This window comes from Ralstonia sp. GX3-BWBA (genome assembly GCF_003290055.1).
GTDB lineage: Bacteria > Pseudomonadota > Gammaproteobacteria > Burkholderiales > Burkholderiaceae > Ralstonia > Ralstonia holmesii.
This window is the reverse complement of the sequence record NZ_QMKS01000009.1, coordinates 857513-877808: the sequence shown is the minus strand read 5'-3', so window position 1 is coordinate 877808 and position 20296 is coordinate 857513. Positions and strand designations below refer to the sequence as shown.

Below are 20296 nucleotides of genomic sequence, written 5' to 3'. Positions count from 1 at the left end.
AGCCAGAATGAAAGAGGTCATGTCGGCGGCGCACAGATGGCACAAGCATGAAAGGGCCAGCAGCCTTGGCTGCCGTCACCTGCCCGCAGGAACTCACGTGACACGCACCGTGCGGTGTTGCGCAGCGTGCTGTCCCGTGTGGGCGATGTGAGCGTGTTGTTGGCCGGCATTTGTCTCGATCCCTTTTTTCAATTCGATGCTTTGAATTGGAGATTCCGTTTCGCTTCGCCTTCTGCTGTGAACTTGCTGCTCCCCGTTCAAGGCGGCGGTGACGATGTCTTGCGATCTGGCATAGGCAAGAGCCGGGCCACCCTCGTGCACTTCCATGTGCGACAAGGGTTTGCGGGCGACTGACAGAATTCGGGGGCGTGTGCCTGGTGATTGGGGGCCGCGTTCTCGGGGGCGGGGTTGCCAGGGGGAAACGCGTGGCGTGGCACGTCGATTTGGATGAGGCTACGTAGGGATGACGCAGCGCAGGGGTGCCCTCATTCAAATGGACAGGTGGGGGGGTAGCGTAGTGGATGGTGGAAATCGCCGTCGGGTAGGCTGGGGGTCTGCGTGAGCCTCCTCACAGTGCCCCAGCCGAGGGTGTGTCCATAGCCGGGCGACGTTTCCGGATGGAAACGTCGATCGATCCTCCTGGCGTATCGCTCTGATGGTTGCGCGCAGCAAGGCCGTAGCCACAACGCATCGCGGGAAATGTCCCCGTGCTTCAGTGCTGAAACGTCGATGCAATTTCGACGCTCGGGCGGCGCTAAACACAGACCGCAGGCGCGTGCCCTGCCTTGCCTTATCCGAGTGCGCGAACAAGACTGGGCTCTAAGACCCGCACGCGGCGTGAAGCTGTCGCGCGCGTGACGAAGCCCCACTCAGCGCAGCGCAGACATCGTGTGCGGCGCATCACCCGGAACCGACGCGAGGAGCAGCATGAGCCAGAGATCTGTGCGTCTGCCAGCCGCGCGCAGCACCGCTGCAGCAACTCGTGCAACTGGTGAGGATGCTGCTGGCCACTGGATCGACCTGGCCCGAGTGCGCGCCTACAGCGGTGCGCTGCTGGTTCTGTTCTGCGTGCTGCTGCTTGGCTGGGCCTGGACGAGCAACGGCTTTACCGATGTGACGATGGCGCGTCCTGGAACGGATTTCTCTGCGTTCTGGGGGGCCTCCCATCTCGCGCTGACGCAGGGGCCCCTGCATGCATATGACGTGCGCGAACTGACTGCGGTGATCGCCGAGCATGGAACGTTGGGAAAGGGGGCTGAGCTGATCCTTCCCTGGCTCTATCCGCCGACCTTTCTGCTGATGGTCTTGCCGCTGTCGTTGATGCCGCTGACTTTGAGCTATCTGCTGTTCCTGGCCGGCACGGGGCTCGTCTATTTCAAATCGATCAGCATGTTGACGGGGGCACAGCACCCGTGGCGCCAAGGGTTGTGGTTGCCTGTGCTGGCCGCTCCGGCAACGCTCATCACCATTCTTGCTGGCCAAAACGCGCTGTTGACGGCCGGTGTGGCCGGGGCTGCCGTGTATCACCTGAACAAGCGTCCCGTCCTTGCCGGTGTGCTGATCGGATTGCTTGCCATCAAGCCGCAACTGGCGGCGTTGTTCCCGCTGGCCCTGGTGATATCGCGTGCATGGAAGGCGCTGGCCAGTGCGCTGCTCACGACCGTGGCGTTTGCGAGTGTCAGCGTGTTGGTCTGCGGCTGGCGCACGGTGCCGGCGTTCCTTGCCAACGCGCAATGGGTGCGGGCGAGCTTCATCGAGGGTGGCGCCAACCTATGGTGGGGCATGCCAACGCCCATCGCAGCCGCCCGGCTGGCCGGGGCGAGCGTGACCGGTGCGTACGCCGTACAGGTGCTGACAGCGCTGGCGATGGCCGCCGCGATGGCCTATGTCTGGCGGCGGACGACGGCGTTTGAGTTACGTGCTGCGGCGCTGGCGATTGCCACGCTGATGGTGTCGCCATATCTGCGTGACTACGAGCTGACATGGCTGGGGCTGGCCATTGCCGGTTTGGTGGGCGACGGTGTGCGTGATGACAGTGGCAGTGGCCTGTCGAGCGGCGAGCGGGCGCTGCTCGTTGTGGCTTGGCTGCTGCCGATCTATGAGCACGCCAATCCGTATCTGAAACTGCCGCAGATCGGGCCGCTGGTTCTGATCGCCATGATGGCGCTTGTTGTGCGTCGCGTGGCAACGCGGGTGTGAGGGCGCCATGGCCATCACCTTGAACCTTCTCAAGCACAGGGCGCCCGAGGGGACGACGGCGTCTCCAGTGGCCGCCGCGGGTGCTCGCCACTGGTTGGGCCCGGACCGCGTGCGCGTGTACTCGATGGCTGCGCTGGCCTGCTACGTCGCGTACTTTGTAATCTGGGCCGTTCGCGCCAGTGTGTTGCAGGTCGCGGGCGTCTTTCCGCTTGGCGGCGATTTTCTGGTGTTCTGGAGCGCCGCGCAGTTGGTGCTGCAAGGGCACCCACTCGCTGCCTACGATGTGGCCGTGCTGCACAGTTTGGAGCTGGCCACCGTCCCTCTGGTGGCGACTACCCAGGGCTTGTTGCCCTGGTTCTATCCGCCAACGTTCCTGCCCTTCGTCGCGCCCTTCGCGCTGCTGCCGTACTGGCTTGCCGTGCTCGTCTTCCTGAGTATGAGCGTTGGCTGCTTCCTGTGGGTTGTCAGTCGGATCGTGCCTTGGCGGCAGGCATGGCTGCCGTGCGCGGCCTTTCCCGGGATTGCAGTTGTGCTGGCAACGGGGCAAAACGCGTTGCTGCTGGCGTCGTGTGCTGGCTTTGCGCTCACGTTGCTGCATTCCCCTCGTCCAAAGCGGCCCGCTAGCCCGGTCGCAGCGGGCATGTTGCTGGCCCTGCTGACGGTGAAACCGCAACTGGCTGTGATGTTTCCGGTGGCACTGATGTGCGCCAGATCCTGGAAAGCGTTGATTGCAATGGCGCTGACCTCACTCGCGCTGGCAGTGCTGGCGCTGGCAGCGTTCGGCCCGCAGTCGTTCATTGCCTTTCTGCACAACGCGGCGTTGGCGCGCTCGGCAGTGGAATCCGGCGCAGTTCATCTGGAGCGCATGCCGACCCTCTTTGCCATGGTCAAGATGCTGCACGGCAGTGTGATGTTGGCCTACGCGCTGCACCTGATGGGGGCCTTCACGGCTTGTGCCGCAGTCGCGTACGCCTGGAGCCGGCCATGCAGCTTTGCATTGCGCGCCGCGGCTGTGCTGACGGCAAGCATGCTCGCCAGCCCCTACCTGTACGACTACGACCTGGCGTTCCTGGGTCTAGCCATTGCCTGGCTGGCCTCTCATGCCTGGCGGGAAGGGTGGCTGCCCGGTGAACGTGAAGGGCTGATCCTGCTGTGGCTTCTGCCGCTGGGCGGAATGCTCCTGATTGACCGACTCGGCTTTCAACTGATGCCGCTTGTATTGCTTCTGGCACTCGCGCATATCGCGCGCCGTATTCATCTTGAGCGCACACGCAACGCGTTACACAGCCGCGTGCCAAGGCGCCTTGGACGGGGAGAACAATGATGTTGGATACCAAAAGAAACCAACTGCTTTCGCTGGTCGTGCCGTTCTACAACGAAGGCGAGGCGCTGGAGTCCTTCTTTGCACGGGTCGTGCCGATCCTGGAATCGATCGAGTTCACGCAGTTCGAGATCGTGTGCGTGAACGACGGCAGCAAGGACGACACACTGCAGAAGTTGATCGCGGTGTCACGCATGGACGAGCGTGTACGGGTGATCGATCTGACACGCAACTTCGGCAAGGAAGCCGCGCTGACGGCCGGCATTGACGAGGCACTTGGCGATGCCGTCATCCCAATCGATGCTGATCTGCAAGACCCGCCGGAACTGATTCCCACCCTGGTGGCACACTGGCAGAAGGGGGCAGAAGTGGTCCTCGCACAGCGCGCCAGCCGTGCCTGCGACACCTTCCTCAAGCGGGTAACTGCTGCCGCGTACTACCGCGTCCACAACACGTTGTCCGACCTGAAGCTGCCGGAAAACGTTGGCGATTTCCGCTTGATGGACCGTGCGGTCGTCAATGCCCTCAAGCAGTTGCCCGAGCGGCACCGATTCATGAAGGGCCTGTTTGCGTGGGTGGGTTTCAACACCGTGATCGTTCCGTATGAGCGCGAGGCACGCAGCGCAGGTCAGTCGAAGTTCTCCGGCTGGCGCCTGTGGAATTTCGCGCTGGAAGGCATCACCAGTTTCAGCACCTGGCCGCTGCGTAGCTGGACGTATATCGGTTTAGCCATTGCAAGCCTGGCATTCGTGTACGGCAGCTACATCATCGCACGCACGATGGTTCTGGGCGTGGATGTGCCCGGCTACGCCTCGCTGCTGTCGCTGTTGCTGTTCTTTGGTGGCTTGCAATTGATCGGGTTGGGCGTGGTGGGCGAATACATTGGCCGCATCTACGACGAGGCCAAGGGGCGCCCGATCTACCTGGTGAAGCGCCGCTATCAGGAGCGCCGGCTGCGCAACCGGTTGACAGGTGAGCGGCGCGTGATTCAGATGATGCGAGGTCAGCGCGGTTAGGTGCGTCTGGGCACAGGGGAGTCCACACCGGACCCGGCACGTCACCTGACCGTCCATGCTCTGGTCGCATTGATGCTTCGGGTTTTGGTTCCGCGACTGGGCCGTGTGGTTTTACGTCCTGAAGGGGGCCCGCGCGGCGATCGAGCACGATGTGGCGTGCGTTGCATGGTCTCGTGGCTGCGCCGGCCGCTCCGATCATGGTCCTTCTATGAACCACGCGTTGAAGAACGGCTTTGGTGACGCGCAGCGCTCGCCTGCTTATTGTTGCGGTTCCTTGATTTGACTGTAGACCGGTGTTGCTTGAGCACTCGATTGCGCCCACCGATTGAATCGGTCTCGGAACGGCACTTCTACGTACTTGTGCAGCAGGTGTGCGATGCCGAACGTCCAGAAGAGGAACAACGCATAGGGAATGAGCCTGTCGTTGAGGCCAGTGCCGGTCGTTGCGCCGAGCATCTGCAGGAACCAGACACCATGCCCGAGGTAGAGCGCGTATGAAACCTTGCCAAGATACTGTGCGGGGCGGGTCTGGAGGAGGTTTGCGATCGGGCCACGATCGGCTAACAGCGACCCGATCAGCATGGCGAACACCAATGGCGCAAACAGCGCCGAACCGGGCAGATCATTGGCAAACATAACCATCGATAGCGATGCGACCGATGCTGTGAGCTGAATGGCGCGTCCCCTCGCCAGTGCCGCGACCCGATCCCTGAACTCGCAGATCAGCGCACCTATGAAGAAGCCGGCAAGGCAGCGCGTCCAGCCGAAGTTGAACGTCATGCCAAGGCACTTTCCGGTGAGCAGGCAGCGATCGATGCTAAGCGTGATCCAAACGGCAAGCGCATATCCGATCAGAGCAAGCGCAGCGAAGCCCGCGATGCGCGCTTTGCCTTGCAGCAGGAAGCAGAGCGCGCCAAATGCGAGGTAGACGAACATTTCATCGCTGATGCTCCAGCCTACGAGGTTGCCCACGCCGTTAGGGAACAGGTTCAAGCCTTGCGACATGGTTACGAGCGCGAGCACTTCGCCAACCGACGGAACACGATAAGCGAAGGCAATGACCAGTGCAGACGTTGCGATATGCGCGGGCCAAAGACGCCCAACGCGGCGGATGGCAAACGTGCGCAGCTGAGCCCGGCTCGCTAGTTGCCCGCCATAGGCCCGACAGATCACGAAGCCGCTCAAGACGAAAAACAGATCAACACAGAGGTATGCGCTGTCAAATTGCCGATGCGGTGGTGCGTAACACATATGGTGGAACACGACGAACAGTGCTGCCACGCCGCGAAGACCTTCCAGGCTTGTGACTGTGGTTCGCATTGGTGTATCTCACGCTTGCTTGTTCTGATTGCCAATGACGCTGTGTTGGTGCTCGTGCAACCTAACGCCGGCAACCCCTTGAGCGGTGGGTATGGCTGCGCCGGGCATGGCTTGAGCCCACCGATTGAACCGGTTACGAAACGGCAACTCGACGTAGTTGTGCAGCAAACTGGCGGAGGCAAACGCCCAGAAGAGAAATAGCGCGTAGGTGACAAGTTGCTGCTTGAGCCCGACGTCTGCCGGCATGCTTACGACAAGCGGCAGCATGACGCCATGCGTAAGGTACAGCGGGTACGACACCTTGCCGAGATACTGCGCAGCCGGTGTTTGAAGGATGCGCGCGACCGGGCCGCGGTCACTGATGAGCGCACCGATCAGCGCACCGAACGTCAGTGGCGCGGTCAGTGCAGACCCGGGAAGGGCATCTGCCGAAATGAGCAGGAACAGCGCTGCTGAAAACGCCGTCACCTGAAAGACGGGGTGGCTCGCCCAGGTAATAAGGCGATCTCGGAACTCATAAATGAGGGCACCGATGAAGAAGCCTGCAATACACCGCAGCCAGCCGAATTGGTGAACCAACTTACTGAGGCAGCCGCCCTGGAGAAGACAGGCTCGGTCGATCTCGATCCAGGCGGCCAGCGCCCACGCCGTCAAGGCTAACGCTGCGAATACCACCATGCGGGTGCGGCCGCGCATCAGGATGCAACCCGCACCGAACAGAAGGTAGACGTACATTTCGTCGCTGGCGCTCCAGCTCACGGCGTTGCCGATGCCGGCCTGGAAGACGTTCAGGCCCTGCGACATGGTGGCGAGTGCCAGCGTCTCGCCAAACGCCGGCAGATGGCGGGCCACGACGAGGGCCAGGACCGTGGTTGCGATGTGCGTTGGCCACAGACGGCCAATGCGGCGGATCATGAACGTGCGCAGCGATGCGAGATTCGACAACTGCGGGCCACACGCGCTGCTGATGACGAAGCCGCTCAAGACAAAGAAGAGGTCTACCGCAAGATAGGCATTGGCAGAGAGCGGGTGCGGCCATGCGCAGAACATGTGATGCACAACAATGAACAAGGCCGCGATGCCGCGCAGGCCCTCAAAGCTTCTGTTCACGCCGTTGTCCCCTGCGCCGGGTTGGATGCGTGTGCGCCAATCGCGGCAACGGGTGGTGTTGCAGCGTCAAAGCTCTCGTGTGGTGCGATCACGCGTTGTGGCGCACGCGCGCGCCTCACGATGATGGCGAGCAAGGCCACCAGCACGATCGGCGCCCATTGCCCTGTCCGGTGCGAAAGCACAGCGAACAGGCCTTGCGCAGGCACCAGCCAGGCGGCAAGCAGCACCGCATTTTCGAATCGGTTGCTGCTGTGGCGCACAAAATCGACCGCAAGCCAAGCCATCGGCAAAGCGAGCCAGGCGAGGTCGTAGTAGATGAGATAGGGCTGCACCATCAGCGTCGCAACGGGCAGTGAGGCAGCGCGCAACTCAAAGCGGCAGGTGCTGCGCCATAACCAAACACAAACCGCAATCACCAGCATCGCCACGCCGGCGTGAGCCGCATATGACACCGTGGTCGAGTACCCGGCGGACCGCAGCGTGCCGAATACCGTTGGCGCGCCGTACAGGATCACACCACCGTTCTCGACAATAGCGTGGCGGAACATGGCCATGCTTCTCGCGGCGGCAACAAAGGTGGCTGTGCCAAATGCGAGCCAACTCACCACCAAAGTCAGCATCGAGAAGAACGCCGCCGATGCGAGTGCGCGCCACTGGCGCTCGCAGAGCAGGTATAGCGGGAACAGGATGCCCAGTTGCGGTTTGATGCACAGCATGGCGATGCAAGCACCTGCCGCCACCGGAGATCGCCGCAGCAGCACCAGCGCCGCACCCGCAACTGCTGCGGTGAAGAGCGAATTCTGCCCCGTGACCAGCGTGACCCACACACCAGGAAACGCAACCGCCGGAATGAGCCAGGGCAGCCGCAGCGCGTCTGGCGCCGACCGCAGCGTTTTGTTGAGCATCCCCAGATAGAGCGCAATGCCGCAGCCAGAGAAAACCACCGTGGCCGCACCAAACGACAACATGCCGATCGGGTAGATCAGCAGCAGAAACGTTGGCGGATAGGAGAACGGCCCAAAAATGTCGGGCGGCAGGATGGCGGCTTCCGCAGCGCGCAACAACCCCCAGTCATAAGCTGCTGTCGCGCCGTGCGTGATGGCCAGGTTGGCGGCACTCCAGAAGACAGCCAGATCCCACCCCGGCGAGGGAATGGTGGTGTTTTGCAAGATGTGGTGGCCCCACCACCACATGCCGAGCAGGAAATACTCAAGGAAGAGCAGGGCCCCGCCATACACATACAGTCGGCGGGACCCCTGCCAACTTCCCCCCCTCGCTCCCCTCGATTTCGGCGCTGTGTCAACCCGCGCCGTCTCCTGCTGGCTGACTGACATGGTCCGCCCCTGTTTTTTGTTCTGTCCCCGCTATCCGCCTTGCTTTTACCCTTGCACACACACCATCCCAAGTTCGCCCTTGCGGATCTGCAGCTTGTGCTCGCGCATCATCCGGAACAGCGTGACGCGTGAAATGCCAAGCTCTTCGGCCACGTCGATGAGCCGTTCATGATTGCGTTGCAGGGCTTCTTTGACGGCACAGCGCTCGGCTGCTTCCCGGGCCTCGGCCAGGGTAGGCGGGTGCGAGGGCTCGACGGGCGGCTGCAGGTCGAGATCGGCCGGCTTGATGATGCCGTCTTCGCACATTGCGGCGGCGTGCCGGATGCGGTTGATCAGCTCCCGCACATTGCCCGGCCACGTGTGCGCGCTGAGTGCTCGGAGTGCCGCCGGTGAGAACCCCTTGATGTGTTCGGGCGAATGGCCACGCACGCTGTTGAGGATGTGTTCGGCCAGCAGCAGGATGTCGGTGTCGCGCTCGCGCAGTGCAGGTTGCTTGACGCGCAGCACGCAGAGGCGGTGGTAGAGATCGCCCCGAAAGCGTTCGGCGGCGATGGCCGCTTCCAGGTCGACATGCGTTGCCGAGATGACACGCACGTCGACGGCAACCGACTCTGTACCGCCCAACCGTTCGATGCAGCCGGTTTCCAGAAAGCGCAGCAGGCTGGTTTGGCTTTCCAGCGGCATATCGCCGATTTCATCCAGGAAGAGGGTGCCGCCGTGCGCCAGTTCGATGCGTCCGGGCTTGCGCTTGACGGCGCCGGTGAAGGCGCCCCGCTCATAGCCGAACAGTTCGGACATCAGCAGCGTGGGGGGGATGGCCGCGCAGTTGACGGCGATGAATGGCTGGCCGGCGCGGCGCGAGGCGCAGTGGATTGCGCGTGCCGCGAGTTCTTTGCCGGTGCCGGATTCGCCCGAGATCAGCACGGGCGTATCCCATTTCGAGACCTTCTCGATGCCGCGGAACAAGCCCTGCATGGCGGGGCAGTTACCGATCATGCCATCGGGGCGCAGCGCATCGCGTGTGAGCGTTGCCGCCGGGCGCAGGTTTGCCATGCCGACGGCGTGCCCCAGTGCGTGTGCCAATTCGGCGCTGTCGCACGGGATGTTGTAGTAGTCGACAAAGTACAGGCCGAGCAGCTTGCGCATTGGGTCAGACAGCATGTCGCCGTTGCCGACCACTCCGATCCAGCCAATGTTCTGCCGGGCAAGCCACGGTTCCAGTTCTTCCAATTCGGTGTCGGAGTAACCGCAATCCAGATCCAGCAGACCGCCCAGGACGGGCTCATCGCGCAGGTTCAGCGCTTCAAGGTCGCGGCGGTTGTTGGCAAACAGCAGTTGCCAACCCTGTTGAGCCAGGTAGCGGCAACGCGTTGCATCGTGACGCAGTGAAACATAGAGCAACGGGCGATTGATGTACGCGTTCATGTTTTCCCCCAACGTTTTTCTATGGAGCCGCGCACTGCTGTTGCGGCCACCAATGGACTGCCAAGTCAACCGTCGGACAAGGGCGGAAAGCCGTCCGTCCGCAAATGCAGTCTGGGGGAGAAACCTCTTTGCACCATGCGGCTGTCGGCGTGCGGTGCATGCCTGGCAACCTGGCGGTCTCGCTTGTTCGAGACTGGCTTTGTCGTCGGTTCGCACCGACGTTACCCCCGGACAACTTCTAATTCGACTTTCACTACGACGAGTGGACTCCCCTCGCATTGCCTGAGGCCGTTATGAATGGCTGTATCAGGCGTGTTCTTGGGTGCTTGGCCATCTGGTGTGGCCGATGCACCGCCTTCGTTCTGAGCTTCCCCTCGGAGTGCCTTTGAATTTGCACTCCGTCTTGACTCTGTCCTGTGGTCTCGGCGGCGGCGTTGCATGCCGCTCTGGTTTGACTGCCGAGCCTTCAGATCACTGATTGGCCTTGCTGGCCTGGACAGTAGAGCGACGACCATGCCACGGCGGATAAACCGTTGAGCCACAACGATTCCAGCCGGAATCAAGGTGTTTGCAGTGGCAGGCGCTAGTCGGATGTTTCGAATTGGATACGTGCCGGATAGCGGCGGTGGCTACTGAAAATCGCCTCAGACCGAGGTGTTTTGTGCGCAAAACATCGCGCAAACGGACGCAAAAAGTGACTTTTAATGCCTGTTGCGGTGCGAAAACTCGGGGACAACCAGAGGGGCCTCGAATGGTTGCATTCATGAAACATGGGTCGCAAATCCTGCAATCCAGAGACCGTGGCAGGTGCCTTCGTATCGCACGACGCACATGTGCGTCGCGGAAATGGCGTAACGGCTTCTCGGCGATGTGGGTGACGGCACCGCAGAACATGAAGCAGATGCCTGAGGCGCGGCGCCCATCATGTCATCCTAAAAGATGAGACGCCTGATTGCCTGGGCGTGTTGCCCATGCGTGCCTTCGCGCGTGCGCTTTCGTATCAGAACTGAAACACGTGCCGTGGATGGCACCCGCAGTCGGGTCTCTGCGAAACAAGGCGACGGATGTGGCGGCAGATCCGTGCTTGGGACGCTGCTTTGGCAGCCTCACTCAACGTAGCGCCGTTACAGCACGACCGGCCGGTCGCTCAGCTCATTGGTGCGCGGCGTGCCATCGGAAGGCACGTGTGCGGCGAGGAGGTCGTTGATCTGCGCCAGCGCATCGAGCACCGGCGCCATGGCCACGCGCTGCGCGAAGCCGCGCGTGATGATTTCGCAGATGGTGCGCCACGTGTGTGCGTCGACTTTCGCGGCGATCCCGTGGTCGGCCAGGATCTCAACCGCGTGGTCGGCCAGGTTGATGTAGAGCAGCACGCCCACGTGTTCACGCGTATTCCACACCTCCAGCAACCCGAACAGCATCCGGGCGCGGTGACGCGGCGACACGCCGGCCCACGCGTCGCGCACTGGCAGCGAGCTTTCGATGACGACGCGCACTTCGCCGCGATGGCGTTGTTCGCCTTCGCGCACGGCGGCTTCGAGCTTTTGCAGATCCTCGGGCGGAAACGCGCGCCTGGCGTGCGACGAGGTTGTCAGCAGGTGGGTCAGGGCGCGGCCGGCGCCGCGGTGATGTCGGGTTGTGGATGTCATGGATGCGTTCACCGGTTACCAGTTGCCGGAGGCGCCGCCGCCGCCGAAACCACCGCCGCCGCCTCCGCCGAAGCCGCCGCCTCCACCGCCACCGAAGTCGTCCCGGTCGCGTCCCCATTCGCCGCCCAGGCCTCCGCCAAGGCCGCCAATCGTGCCCGGGCCCCAGCCGCGGTTGCCCATCATCACGCGGGAGCCGGGCCGGCCGGGCAGGCTGCCGGTCACGCGCCCGCCCGAGCGCATGGCCGCGCTCAGCACGAAGAACACGATGATCGCCAGCGGAAACAGCACCGGCAGCCAATCGCCGATGCCGCCACCGGATTGCTGATGCTTCGCTCGCTCAGCCGGCGGCAGGCTCTCTTGCGCAATGACGGTCTGGATGGCCGAGATGCCCGCTGACAGCCCGCCGTAAAAATCGCCTTGGCGGAAGTGCGGCGCCATCACGTCCTGCAGGACGCGCTTCGATTGCGCATCCGTCAGCGCCCCTTCCAGCCCCCGCCCGACCTCGATACGCATCTTGCGCAGCGACGCCGGGTTGTCCTTGGCAATGAGGATGATCGCGCCGTCGTCCACGCCCTTGCGGCCGGCCTTCCACGCATCGGCCACGCGGATGCCATACGCCTCGATGGGTTCCGGCGCGGTGGACGGCACCATCAACACGAAGATCTGGCTGCCGCGCTGCTGTTCGTAATCGGCCAGCACCTGTTCGAGCGCGCTTTTCTGCTCGGCGCTGAGCGTGCCGGTCAGGTCGGTCACGCGCGCAGCCAGTGGCGGCACGGCCACCATGTCGCTTTGCGCGCGCGCAGGCAGCGCAGTGGCCAGCCACAGGGCTGCAGTCAGCAGGAAGGCGAAGCAGGCACGTGCGCGCATCGACATGATCGTCAGCTCGTCAAAACTTCACCGCGGGTGCAGTGGAGATACCTTTCTCGTTCTCGACCGTGAAGTTCGGCTTGACCTGGTAGCCCATTACCTTGGCCGTCAGGTTGGTCGGGAAGCTACGGGCCAGCACGTTGTACTCCTGCACCGATTTGATGTAACGCTGGCGGGCCACCGTAATGCGGTTCTCGGTGCCTTCCAGTTGCGATTGCAGATCGCGGAACGACTGGTCAGCCTTGAGCTGCGGATAGTTCTCCGACACCGCCATCAGGCGCGACAGCGCGCTCGAAAGCTCGCCCTGCACCTGCTGGAATTTCTGGAACGCCGCCGGATCGTTCAGCACCTCCGGCGTGATCTGGAAGCTGGTGGCTGCGGCGCGCGCCTTGGTCACCGCTTCGAGCGTGTCCTTTTCGTGCGAGGCATAGCCCTTGACCGTATTCACCAGGTTCGGAATCAGGTCTGCACGCCGCTGGTATTGGTTGACCACTTCGGCCCATGCGGCCTTGGTGGCTTCGTCCTTCGCCTGGAAATCGTTATAGCCGCACGCAGACAGGAACGGCGCAGCCAGCACGGCCAGCGACAGTGTCAGCCAGCGCAGCACCGAAAAACGCGTCGAGCGGAAGGTCAGGGCAGGGGTCATGAAGTCCTCTAGATCTGAATCTGAAAAGAGTGTGGCATGAGACCGACATCGCCTCATGACGTTTCAGCGCACTTTAGCTTATGCGCTTGACGCTCCAGTCACACATCAGTACGGTATGGAGACTTTTTTGACAATTTCCATGCGCGCGATTTCCCGTTCCTCGTCGATCTGCTCGGCACCGGCATTCAGCCTGTCGGTCGTGTCGACGCTCGCGCGCGCCAAAAAAGCCACCAAACAGCCGCTCGTCTGACCGGAGCGCTGTTCCGTCAGATGGGCGACGGAACAGCGGTTGACCGATACGTTAGACACGGTTGCCTCTCACCCGCATCTCGCGGGCCTGCATTCCCGAAGCGCTTCTGATGGTTCTTGACCGGTCGTTGATTCGTCCAGGAGTGTTGTCGTGCTTGAAAATTCATCCATCAATCTGTCGAACCACCAACGTCCGTCGTATGCGGGCATCTGGGTGCCCATCGTGACGCCGTTTGCCGATGACGCGACGCGGTCCGTCGACTACGGCGCACTGTATACATTAGTTGCGCGTTACCGCGCCCTGGGCGTTGCCGGCTTTGTTCCGTGCAGCAGCACGGGCGAGGCCATCGCGCTTTCCGAGCAGGAACAGGCCGACGTGCTGGATACGGTACGTGCCGCCGCCGGTGGCCTGCCTGTGATGATGGGGTTGCCCGGCAGCATACTGGCGCCGGTGCGCGAGCGCATGCTGCGGTTGGCCGAGCACCGCCCCACGGCGTTCCTGGTGTCTGCGCCTTCCTACATTCGTCCGTCGCAGGACGGGATCATCGAATACTTCACCGCATTGGCCGACGCCTCGCCCGTGCCGGTGCTGCTGTACGACATTCCGTATCGCACCGGCGCGAACATCGACACCGAAACGCTGCTTGCGCTGGCGGCGCATCCCAAGATCCATGGCATCAAGGATTGCGGTGGCGATACGGACAAGACGCAGCGCGTGATTGCCGATGGGCGGTTGCAGGTGCTGGCGGGGGAAGACGCGCAGGTGTTCGGCACGCTGTGTGCGGGCGGCGTGGGGGCGATCATTGCTGCCGCGCATGTCCGCACGGAGCTGTTTGTCGAGATGGCAAGGGCGGTGCAAGAGCAGCGGTTGAACGACGCGCGGCGGTTGCATCATGCGCTGGCGCCGGTGATTCGGTTGCTGTTTGCCGAGACGAATCCGGGGCCCCTGAAGGCTTGGCTTGCTGCCGAAGGGCTGATTCGGAATGTGTTGCGGGCGCCGATGATGCTGGCTTCTGAGGGGTTGGGGCGGGAGTTGGTGGGGGTGGTGGGGAGGGTTTGAGTTTTTTTGTTGGTGGTCCATCTCTCTTTCGTTCCCTGCCGGGGCTGAAACAAGGGATGCACCACCAAGGCTCATCCCAAGAAAACAAACTCAAACACCCCTAAACGCCTTCCGAGCCGCCTCAAACGTCGCATCCAGAATCGCATCATCATGCGTGGAAGACACAAATCCGGCCTCAAACGCAGACGGCGCCAGATAAACACCCTGATCCAGCATCGCATGGAAGAACGCATTGAAGCGCCCAACATCGCTCTTGGTCACTTCAGCAAAGCTCGTCGGCACGCCCTCGCGGAAGTAGATGCCGAACATGCCGCCCACGCTGTCGGCGGCAAACGGCACACCAACCTCACGAGCGATTTCCGCCAGGCCATCGACCAGCTTGCGTGTCTGCGTCGCCAGACGGTCATGGAAGCCATCCGCAGCAATCAGCCGCAACGTGGTCAGCCCAGCCGCCACGGCCAGCGGGTTCCCCGACAACGTTCCTGCCTGGTAGACGCTGCCCAGCGGCGCCAGGAACCCCATGATGTCCCGGCGGCCACCAAACGCCGCGGCTGGCATGCCGCCGCCAATCACCTTGCCCAGACACGTCAGGTCCGGCTTGATGCCATACAGCGCCTGCGCGCAGCCGAGCGCCACGCGGAAGCCCGTCATCACCTCGTCAAAGATCAGCACGGCCCCGTGCTCGGTACACAGCGCGCGCATGGCCTGGTGGAATTCGTTGCTGCCACGCACGAGGTTCATGTTGCCGGCCACCGGCTCGACGATCACGGCGGCGATTTCCTTGCCGTGACGGGCAAATGCCTCGCGCAGCGCAGTGACGTCGTTGTACGGCAGCACCATCGTGTGCTTGACCACGTCTTCCGGCACGCCGGCGGAAGAGGGCGCGTTCTGCGTCGTATCGGCAAACGTCAGCAGGCCCGAACCGGCCTTCACCAGCAGGCTGTCGGCATGCCCGTGGTAGCAGCCTTCAAACTTGATGATCAGGTCGCGCCCGGTAAAACCGCGCGCCAGGCGCAGGGCGCTCATGGTCGCTTCGGTGCCCGACGATACGAGTCGCACCTGCTCGATCGACGGCACGAGCTTGCAGATTTCCTCGGCCATGACGACTTCAGCCTCGGTGGGCGCGCCGAACGAGAAGCTGTCGGCCGCCACTTCCTGCACGGCGCGGACGACATCTGGGTGCGCGTGGCCAACGATCATCGGACCCCAAGAGCCCACGTAGTCGATATAGCGGGTGCCGTCGGCGTCCCACAGGTACGGACCGGCTGCCTTGGCAATGAAGCGCGGCGTGCCACCCACCGAGCGGAAGGCGCGTACCGGGGAGTTCACCCCGCCGGGGATGGTCTTCTGGGCACGTTCAAACAGGGCAGCGCTGCGGGAGGAAGTCGACATGGAGGGTTTTGGAAGAGAGCGTAGCGCCGAGCAGAGCGGCGCTACGGCACGGTTTAAAGGCTGTTCGAGGTGATTATGTGGTGGTTTGCCGCAGATCCGGGTTGGATACAGTCAAACACCGTGTCTGCCCGGCGCGTGTTCTGGCGCACCCGGGCGCGATTCGGTACCATCTGGCCTGCCATTTTAATAGACGGAACCCACCGAAGCTTTGCCCTATGGAACAACAGATTGAATACAAGACGTGGATGTGCCTGATTTGCGGCTGGATCTACGACGAAGAACAAGGCGCCCCGGACGACGGCATTGCGCCCGGCACGAAGTGGGAAGATGTGCCCATCAACTGGACGTGCCCCGAGTGCGGCGCGCGCAAGGAAGACTTTGAAATGGTGCAGATCTGATCCGGATCTGACCTGTCTCCCGTCAGCAAGTGAGCGTTTGCCCTCTTGCTGACAGCCAAGTATCAGGAAGTGACGGTTCGATGAAATGGGCTCGTCGCTTCCATGCCACAAGCGCTCGGCGGACGGCCGGCGCCATTGACGGCGAATAGGTGACTTGTCACACTTCGTCAAATTCTGAGCTTCACACTTCATAAGCGGGCCGGGGGGCGTAGTTTTGAAGTCGTCGTCAGCGTGGGCCTTTTCCGTTTGGAGGGCACGCTGCGCGGCGATTTGCCGCGATCCATCCGGTCAGAATGTCGTGGCGACCCGTGGTCGCGCACTGCGAGAACATGATGCAATCCGCGCGGGTGGAACAACTGGCTGACTCTCAACCGCTGGCGAACTCTCCGCTGGCGCATTCCCTGACAGGCTGTAAGGTGCTGGTAATCGACGATTCCAGCACCATCCGCCGTACCGCGCAGATTTTCCTCACCCAAGCCGGGTGCCAGGTCATGCTGGCCGAAGACGGCTTTGACGCACTGGCCAAGGTGGGTGACCTGAAGCCCGATCTCGTGTTCTGCGACATCCTGATGCCGAATCTGGACGGCTACCAGACCTGCTCGCTGATCAAGAAAAGCCCAAAGTTTCATGCCACGCCTGTGATCATGCTGTCTTCGCGCGACGGAATTTTCGACCGTGCGCGAGGCAAGTCGGTCGGGGCGGTGGACCACCTTGCCAAGCCGTTCTCGAAGGAAGCGCTGCTGGAGGCGGTCCAGACGCATTTGCCGGTGGCGCCAGCTGCCGCGCAGTGATGGCATCTCTCTTAACGAAGGACTGTTTGTATGGCAATCAAGAAAGTGTTGGTGGTCGACGATTCTCCGACCGAAGCGCTGCACCTGTCGGAGATCCTCGGCAAGAACGGTTTCAAGGTGACGGTCGCTGCCGATAGCGAGCAGGCCATGACCAAGCTCGAAGCCGAAACCTTCGACCTGATCCTGATGGACGTGGTGATGCCCGGCCAAAACGGCTACCAGGCGACCCGCGCCATCAAGAAGGACGAGCGCTTCCAGGGCATCCCCGTGATCATGTGCACAACCAAGGGCCTGGAGACCGACCGTGTGTGGGGCATGCGCCAGGGCGCATCGGACTACATCGTCAAGCCGGTCAAGGCCGAAGAGTTGCTCGAGAAGATCGCCAAGCTGGCGCAGTAAACCCGCGGCAGTTGGCCAATCGTTATCTAACCGCGCGCAACGCCTGACATGGCGTACAGCACAGGACATGAGCCAGACGTGAACGAACAGCGCACCAACCTGACCTCCCGCCAGCGCCTGCATGAATACCAGGCGATGCTGGCCCGCCGCCTCCAAGAGGCGCGCGCCAAGTCGTCGACGGAAGGCTTTCTGGGCGTGCAGATCGGCGAGCACCACTGGCTGCTGTCCCTAACTGAAACCGGCGAGGTGCTGGACTACCAGCCGCCCGCACGTGTGCCGCTCACGCAGCCGTGGTATCTCGGTCTCGTGAACGCGCGCGGCAACTTGCTTGGTGTGATCGATTTCGGCCTGTTCTGCGGTGAAGCGCCGACGGGCAGCGGCAGCGGCGCCAAGATCGTGGTGCTGTCCAAAGACCCGCAGCGGGCGTGCGCGATTGTTGTGCCGCGCGTGGCGGGCCTGCGCAGCCTGAGCGATCTGCAGCCCGCGGAAGCCTCCGTGGAAGAGGGCCGTCCGTGGTTGGGCCGCGCCTGGCGCGACGCGCAGGGCACGCAGTGGCGCGAACTGGATGTGCGGCAGCTTCTAGCCGATCCGGCGTTCCTGCAGGTCGGCCGCAGCCGCACATAAAGCGATTGGGCAATCAGGCCGTAGAGCCGTAGACCAAACAAGAAAGATTGAGCACGCCGCAACGCGAGCGGGGTGTGCAGGGGCAAGAGGCGGTGCGTGGCGCGCAACAGGGCGCGCCAGATGTATCCAGGCACTGCCGAAGGTGCGTACCACGCCGGATGGAACAAGGCGCGGACGCGGACGGGAAATCCATGCGGCTGATCTCGATAGAACGAGACGGCAGCATCGACAAGACAAGAGGGTCCTATGGGGTTCAAGTGGTTCAACGCAGGTCGCCGTGCCGGTGAGGCTGGGGCGCCGGAGGTTGCAGTGGAGGGCGCGTCGGCGGCTTCCGCGCAGTTGGCGCAGTTGGACAATGCGTCCCATACGGATGACGATAATCCCGCTGGCCCGCCCACGCAGCTGGGCCGCTCGCCCATGGATGCCGTGGTCGGCTGGATGGAGCGCGTGCCGTTTGCCGCGCAGCAGCGTGTCTTCACGATTGGCCTGGTGGTCGGTCTGCTGGCCCTGCTGATCTCGGTGTACCTGGATAACCGCCAGGCCAACAACGGTTCGGTGCAGATTGAAATTGCCGGTGACACGCTGATGCACTCGCAGCGTCTGGCCAAGGCAGTGCCGGTGGCGCTGCTGGGTAACACCAACGCATTCGCCCAGCTCAAGGAAAGCCGCGCGCGCTTGCAGGAGAACCTCGAGGCGTTGAAGAACGGCAGCTCCGAGCGCGGCGTGCGTGCCTCGGGTGGCGAGGCCGGAGCCCTGCTCGACAAGTCGATCGAAGAGTGGAAGCGCAGCGACAAGAGCGCGCAGGCCATCTTGGCGCAGGAAAAGACGCTGGTGGCGGTGGGTAAGACGCTGAACGTGTTCAACGCGTCGAACCCCGAACTGCTGGAAGAAGCCGAGCAGATCTCGTCGATGAAGCTGCAGACCAACGCGCCGGCCCGTGAAGTGGCCGCCTCGTCGCAGCTGGTGATGTTGACGCAGCGTCTGGGTAAGAACATGAACGAGTTCCTGGCCGGCGAAGGCGTGAACCCGGAAACGGCGTTCCTGCTCGGTAAGGACACGAACACCTTCCGCGAAACCCTGAACGGCCTGCTCAACGGCTCGGAAGCGCTGCGCCTCTCGGCCGCCACCGATGCCGAGACGAAGGGCTATCTGCAAGAGCTGTCGACCCGCTTCGACAACGTGCAGAAGACCACGCAGATCATTCTTGAAAACCTGCCGGGCCTGATTGCCGCAAAGCGCGCCCAGCAGCAGATCTTCAACGACAACGAAAAGCTGCGTGCCGACCTGTCGGACCTGCAGTCTGCCTATGCCGGCAGCGTGCGTAGCCGCCCGGTGACGCTCGGTGCGGTGGTGCTGTCGGCCATCCTGACCGTGGTCTGCCTGGCCGGCCTGGCCGCCCTGTACTTGCGCGATTCGCGCGTGCGTACGATGGAAGCAGAAGCCCGTCAGCGTGAAGCTGAAGAGCGCCGGATGGTGGAAAAGCGCAACAACGATTCCACCCAGGCCGCAATTCTGCGTCTGATGAACGAGCTGCAGGACATCGCAGACGGTGACTTGACCAAGCAGGCCACTGTGTCGGAAGACATTACCGGCGCCATTGCCGACTCGGTGAACTACACCGTGGAAGAACTGCGCGAGCTGGTCGGCCGGGTGCAGCAGACGGCCGAGCAGGTGACGCAGGCATCGTCGGCAGTGCAGACCACGTCGGAAAGCCTGGTGGCCGCGTCGGAAGAACAATCCCGCCAGATTCGCCAGACCGGTCAGTCGGTGGTGGAGATGGCCGACCGCATTACGCAGGTCTCGCGCGGCGCAGCCGAATCGGCCAACGTTGCACGTGCCTCGCTGGCTGCTGCAGAGCAAGGTCAGCAGGCGGTGCAGAACGCCATCACGGGCATGAACGACATCCGTGATCAGATTCAGGAAACCTCGAAGCGGATCAAGCGCCTGGGCGAATCGTCGCAGGAGATTGGTGAAATCGTGGAGCTGATCTCGGACATTACCGAGCAGACCAACGTGCTGGCACTGAACGCTGCCATCCAGGCGGCATCGGCTGGTGAAGCCGGCCGCGGCTTCTCGGTGGTGGCAGAGGAAGTGCAGCGCCTGGCAGAACGTTCGGCCGAGGCAGCCAAGCAGATCGGTGCGCTGATCCGCACGATTCAGACCGACACGCAAGACGCGGTGCACGCAATGGAGCGCAGCACGGCGGGTGTGGTGGAAGGGGCCAAGCTGTCCGATAACGCCGGTGCCGCACTGGTGGAGATCGGCCGTGTGTCGCGCCAGCTTGCCGAACTGATTGAGAGCATTTCGCAGACGACCTCGCACGAAGCGACGCTGGCTTCGGACGTTGCGCAGAACATCGAACAGATCCTGCACATCACGGAACAGACGTCGACGGGTACGCGCCAGACCGCACAGTCGGTGCGCCAGCTCACGCAGCTTGCTGAAGAACTGCGTGACTCGGTGGCGCGGTTCCGCATCGCCTGAGCTCGTCACCAC

Annotated in this window: 19 protein-coding genes; 9 read left to right on the top strand and 10 right to left on the bottom strand. The window is 62.7% G+C overall.

The features are described from left to right. Positions 1–93 precede the first annotated feature (93 nt). Complete coding sequence (locus tag DOD19_RS11720) at positions 94–327, bottom strand: hypothetical protein (RefSeq protein WP_024976442.1); 234 nt, start codon at positions 325–327, stop codon at positions 94–96. A gap of 600 nt (positions 328–927) precedes the next feature. On the opposite strand from DOD19_RS11720, the gene DOD19_RS11715 reads away from it, so the two are divergent. The 3 genes from DOD19_RS11715 to DOD19_RS11705 all read left to right on the top strand — a co-directional run bounded on the left by DOD19_RS11715 (position 928) and on the right by DOD19_RS11705 (position 4536). Further along, a complete protein-coding gene (locus DOD19_RS11715; protein WP_112185620.1) occupies positions 928–2199 on the top strand; it encodes a glycosyltransferase family 87 protein in 1272 nt (423 codons plus the stop codon). Positions 2200–2323: 124 nt separating this feature from the next. Beyond that, positions 2324–3523: a glycosyltransferase family 87 protein gene (locus DOD19_RS11710; protein ID WP_316683718.1), complete on the top strand. Its 1200-nt coding sequence runs from the start codon at positions 2324–2326 to the stop codon at positions 3521–3523. Further along, positions 3523–4536 (top strand): glycosyltransferase family 2 protein, encoded by a 1014-nt coding sequence (locus tag DOD19_RS11705; RefSeq protein ID WP_037031666.1) that lies wholly within the window; start codon positions 3523–3525, stop codon positions 4534–4536. Before DOD19_RS11710 ends, DOD19_RS11705 begins: the two co-directional genes overlap by 1 nt. Before the next feature lie 258 nt (positions 4537–4794). Here DOD19_RS11705 and DOD19_RS11700 read toward each other — a convergent pair whose 3' ends face one another. The 8 genes from DOD19_RS11700 to DOD19_RS11665 form a co-directional block, all read right to left on the bottom strand. Next, positions 4795–5856, bottom strand: coding sequence for an acyltransferase (locus tag DOD19_RS11700; RefSeq protein WP_112185618.1), 1062 nt, complete (start codon positions 5854–5856; stop codon positions 4795–4797). A 9-nt stretch (positions 5857–5865) separates the two neighbouring features. Further along, complete coding sequence (locus DOD19_RS11695; protein ID WP_112185616.1) at positions 5866–6966, bottom strand: acyltransferase; 1101 nt, start codon at positions 6964–6966, stop codon at positions 5866–5868. Further along, positions 6963–8135, bottom strand: coding sequence for a glycosyltransferase family 87 protein (locus tag DOD19_RS11690; protein WP_239497989.1), 1173 nt, complete (start codon positions 8133–8135; stop codon positions 6963–6965). Before DOD19_RS11690 ends, DOD19_RS11695 begins: the two co-directional genes overlap by 4 nt. 210 nt (positions 8136–8345) lie before the next feature. Then, a complete protein-coding gene (locus DOD19_RS11685) occupies positions 8346–9725 on the bottom strand; it encodes a sigma-54 dependent transcriptional regulator (RefSeq protein WP_024976435.1) in 1380 nt (459 codons plus the stop codon). A gap of 1124 nt (positions 9726–10849) precedes the next feature. Further along, positions 10850–11374: a TPM domain-containing protein gene (locus tag DOD19_RS11680; protein WP_024976434.1), complete on the bottom strand. Its 525-nt coding sequence runs from the start codon at positions 11372–11374 to the stop codon at positions 10850–10852. A 15-nt stretch (positions 11375–11389) separates the two neighbouring features. Then, positions 11390–12247, bottom strand: a complete 858-nt coding sequence (locus DOD19_RS11675; protein ID WP_024976433.1) for a YgcG family protein — start codon at positions 12245–12247, stop codon at positions 11390–11392. Positions 12248–12260: 13 nt separating this feature from the next. Next, positions 12261–12887 (bottom strand): LemA family protein, encoded by a 627-nt coding sequence (locus DOD19_RS11670; protein ID WP_112185611.1) that lies wholly within the window; start codon positions 12885–12887, stop codon positions 12261–12263. Positions 12888–12992: 105 nt separating this feature from the next. Then, positions 12993–13196 carry a hypothetical protein gene (locus DOD19_RS11665; RefSeq protein WP_112185609.1) on the bottom strand — a complete coding sequence of 68 codons (204 nt, stop codon included), beginning with the start codon at positions 13194–13196 and terminating at the stop codon, positions 12993–12995. 91 nt (positions 13197–13287) lie between these two features. Between DOD19_RS11665 and DOD19_RS11660 the strand changes: the two genes are divergently transcribed. Further along, entirely contained in the window at positions 13288–14196 is a 909-nt protein-coding gene (locus DOD19_RS11660) for a 4-hydroxy-tetrahydrodipicolinate synthase (RefSeq protein WP_112185608.1), read from the top strand. 90 nt (positions 14197–14286) lie between these two features. Here the strand turns inward: DOD19_RS11660 and hemL are convergent, their stop codons facing one another. Beyond that, complete coding sequence (gene hemL / locus DOD19_RS11655) at positions 14287–15588, bottom strand: glutamate-1-semialdehyde 2,1-aminomutase (protein WP_024976429.1); 1302 nt, start codon at positions 15586–15588, stop codon at positions 14287–14289. A 215-nt stretch (positions 15589–15803) separates the two neighbouring features. Here hemL and DOD19_RS11650 point away from each other — a divergent pair, with 215 nt between their 5' ends. From DOD19_RS11650 to DOD19_RS11630, 5 genes are all read left to right on the top strand, one after another. Beyond that, positions 15804–15986: a rubredoxin gene (locus DOD19_RS11650; RefSeq protein WP_003261842.1), complete on the top strand. Its 183-nt coding sequence runs from the start codon at positions 15804–15806 to the stop codon at positions 15984–15986. A gap of 293 nt (positions 15987–16279) precedes the next feature. Continuing rightward, positions 16280–16777: a response regulator gene (locus DOD19_RS11645; protein WP_045204650.1), complete on the top strand. Its 498-nt coding sequence runs from the start codon at positions 16280–16282 to the stop codon at positions 16775–16777. Positions 16778–16807: 30 nt separating this feature from the next. Beyond that, positions 16808–17176, top strand: coding sequence for a response regulator (locus tag DOD19_RS11640; protein WP_004629647.1), 369 nt, complete (start codon positions 16808–16810; stop codon positions 17174–17176). Between the two features lie 78 nt (positions 17177–17254). After that, positions 17255–17800: a chemotaxis protein CheW gene (locus DOD19_RS11635; protein ID WP_045204649.1), complete on the top strand. Its 546-nt coding sequence runs from the start codon at positions 17255–17257 to the stop codon at positions 17798–17800. 246 nt (positions 17801–18046) lie between these two features. Beyond that, the gene (locus DOD19_RS11630) at positions 18047–20284 is read left to right on the top strand and encodes a methyl-accepting chemotaxis protein (protein WP_024976425.1); all 2238 of its coding nucleotides are present in this window, start codon (positions 18047–18049) and stop codon (positions 20282–20284) included. Positions 20285–20296 lie beyond the last annotated feature (12 nt).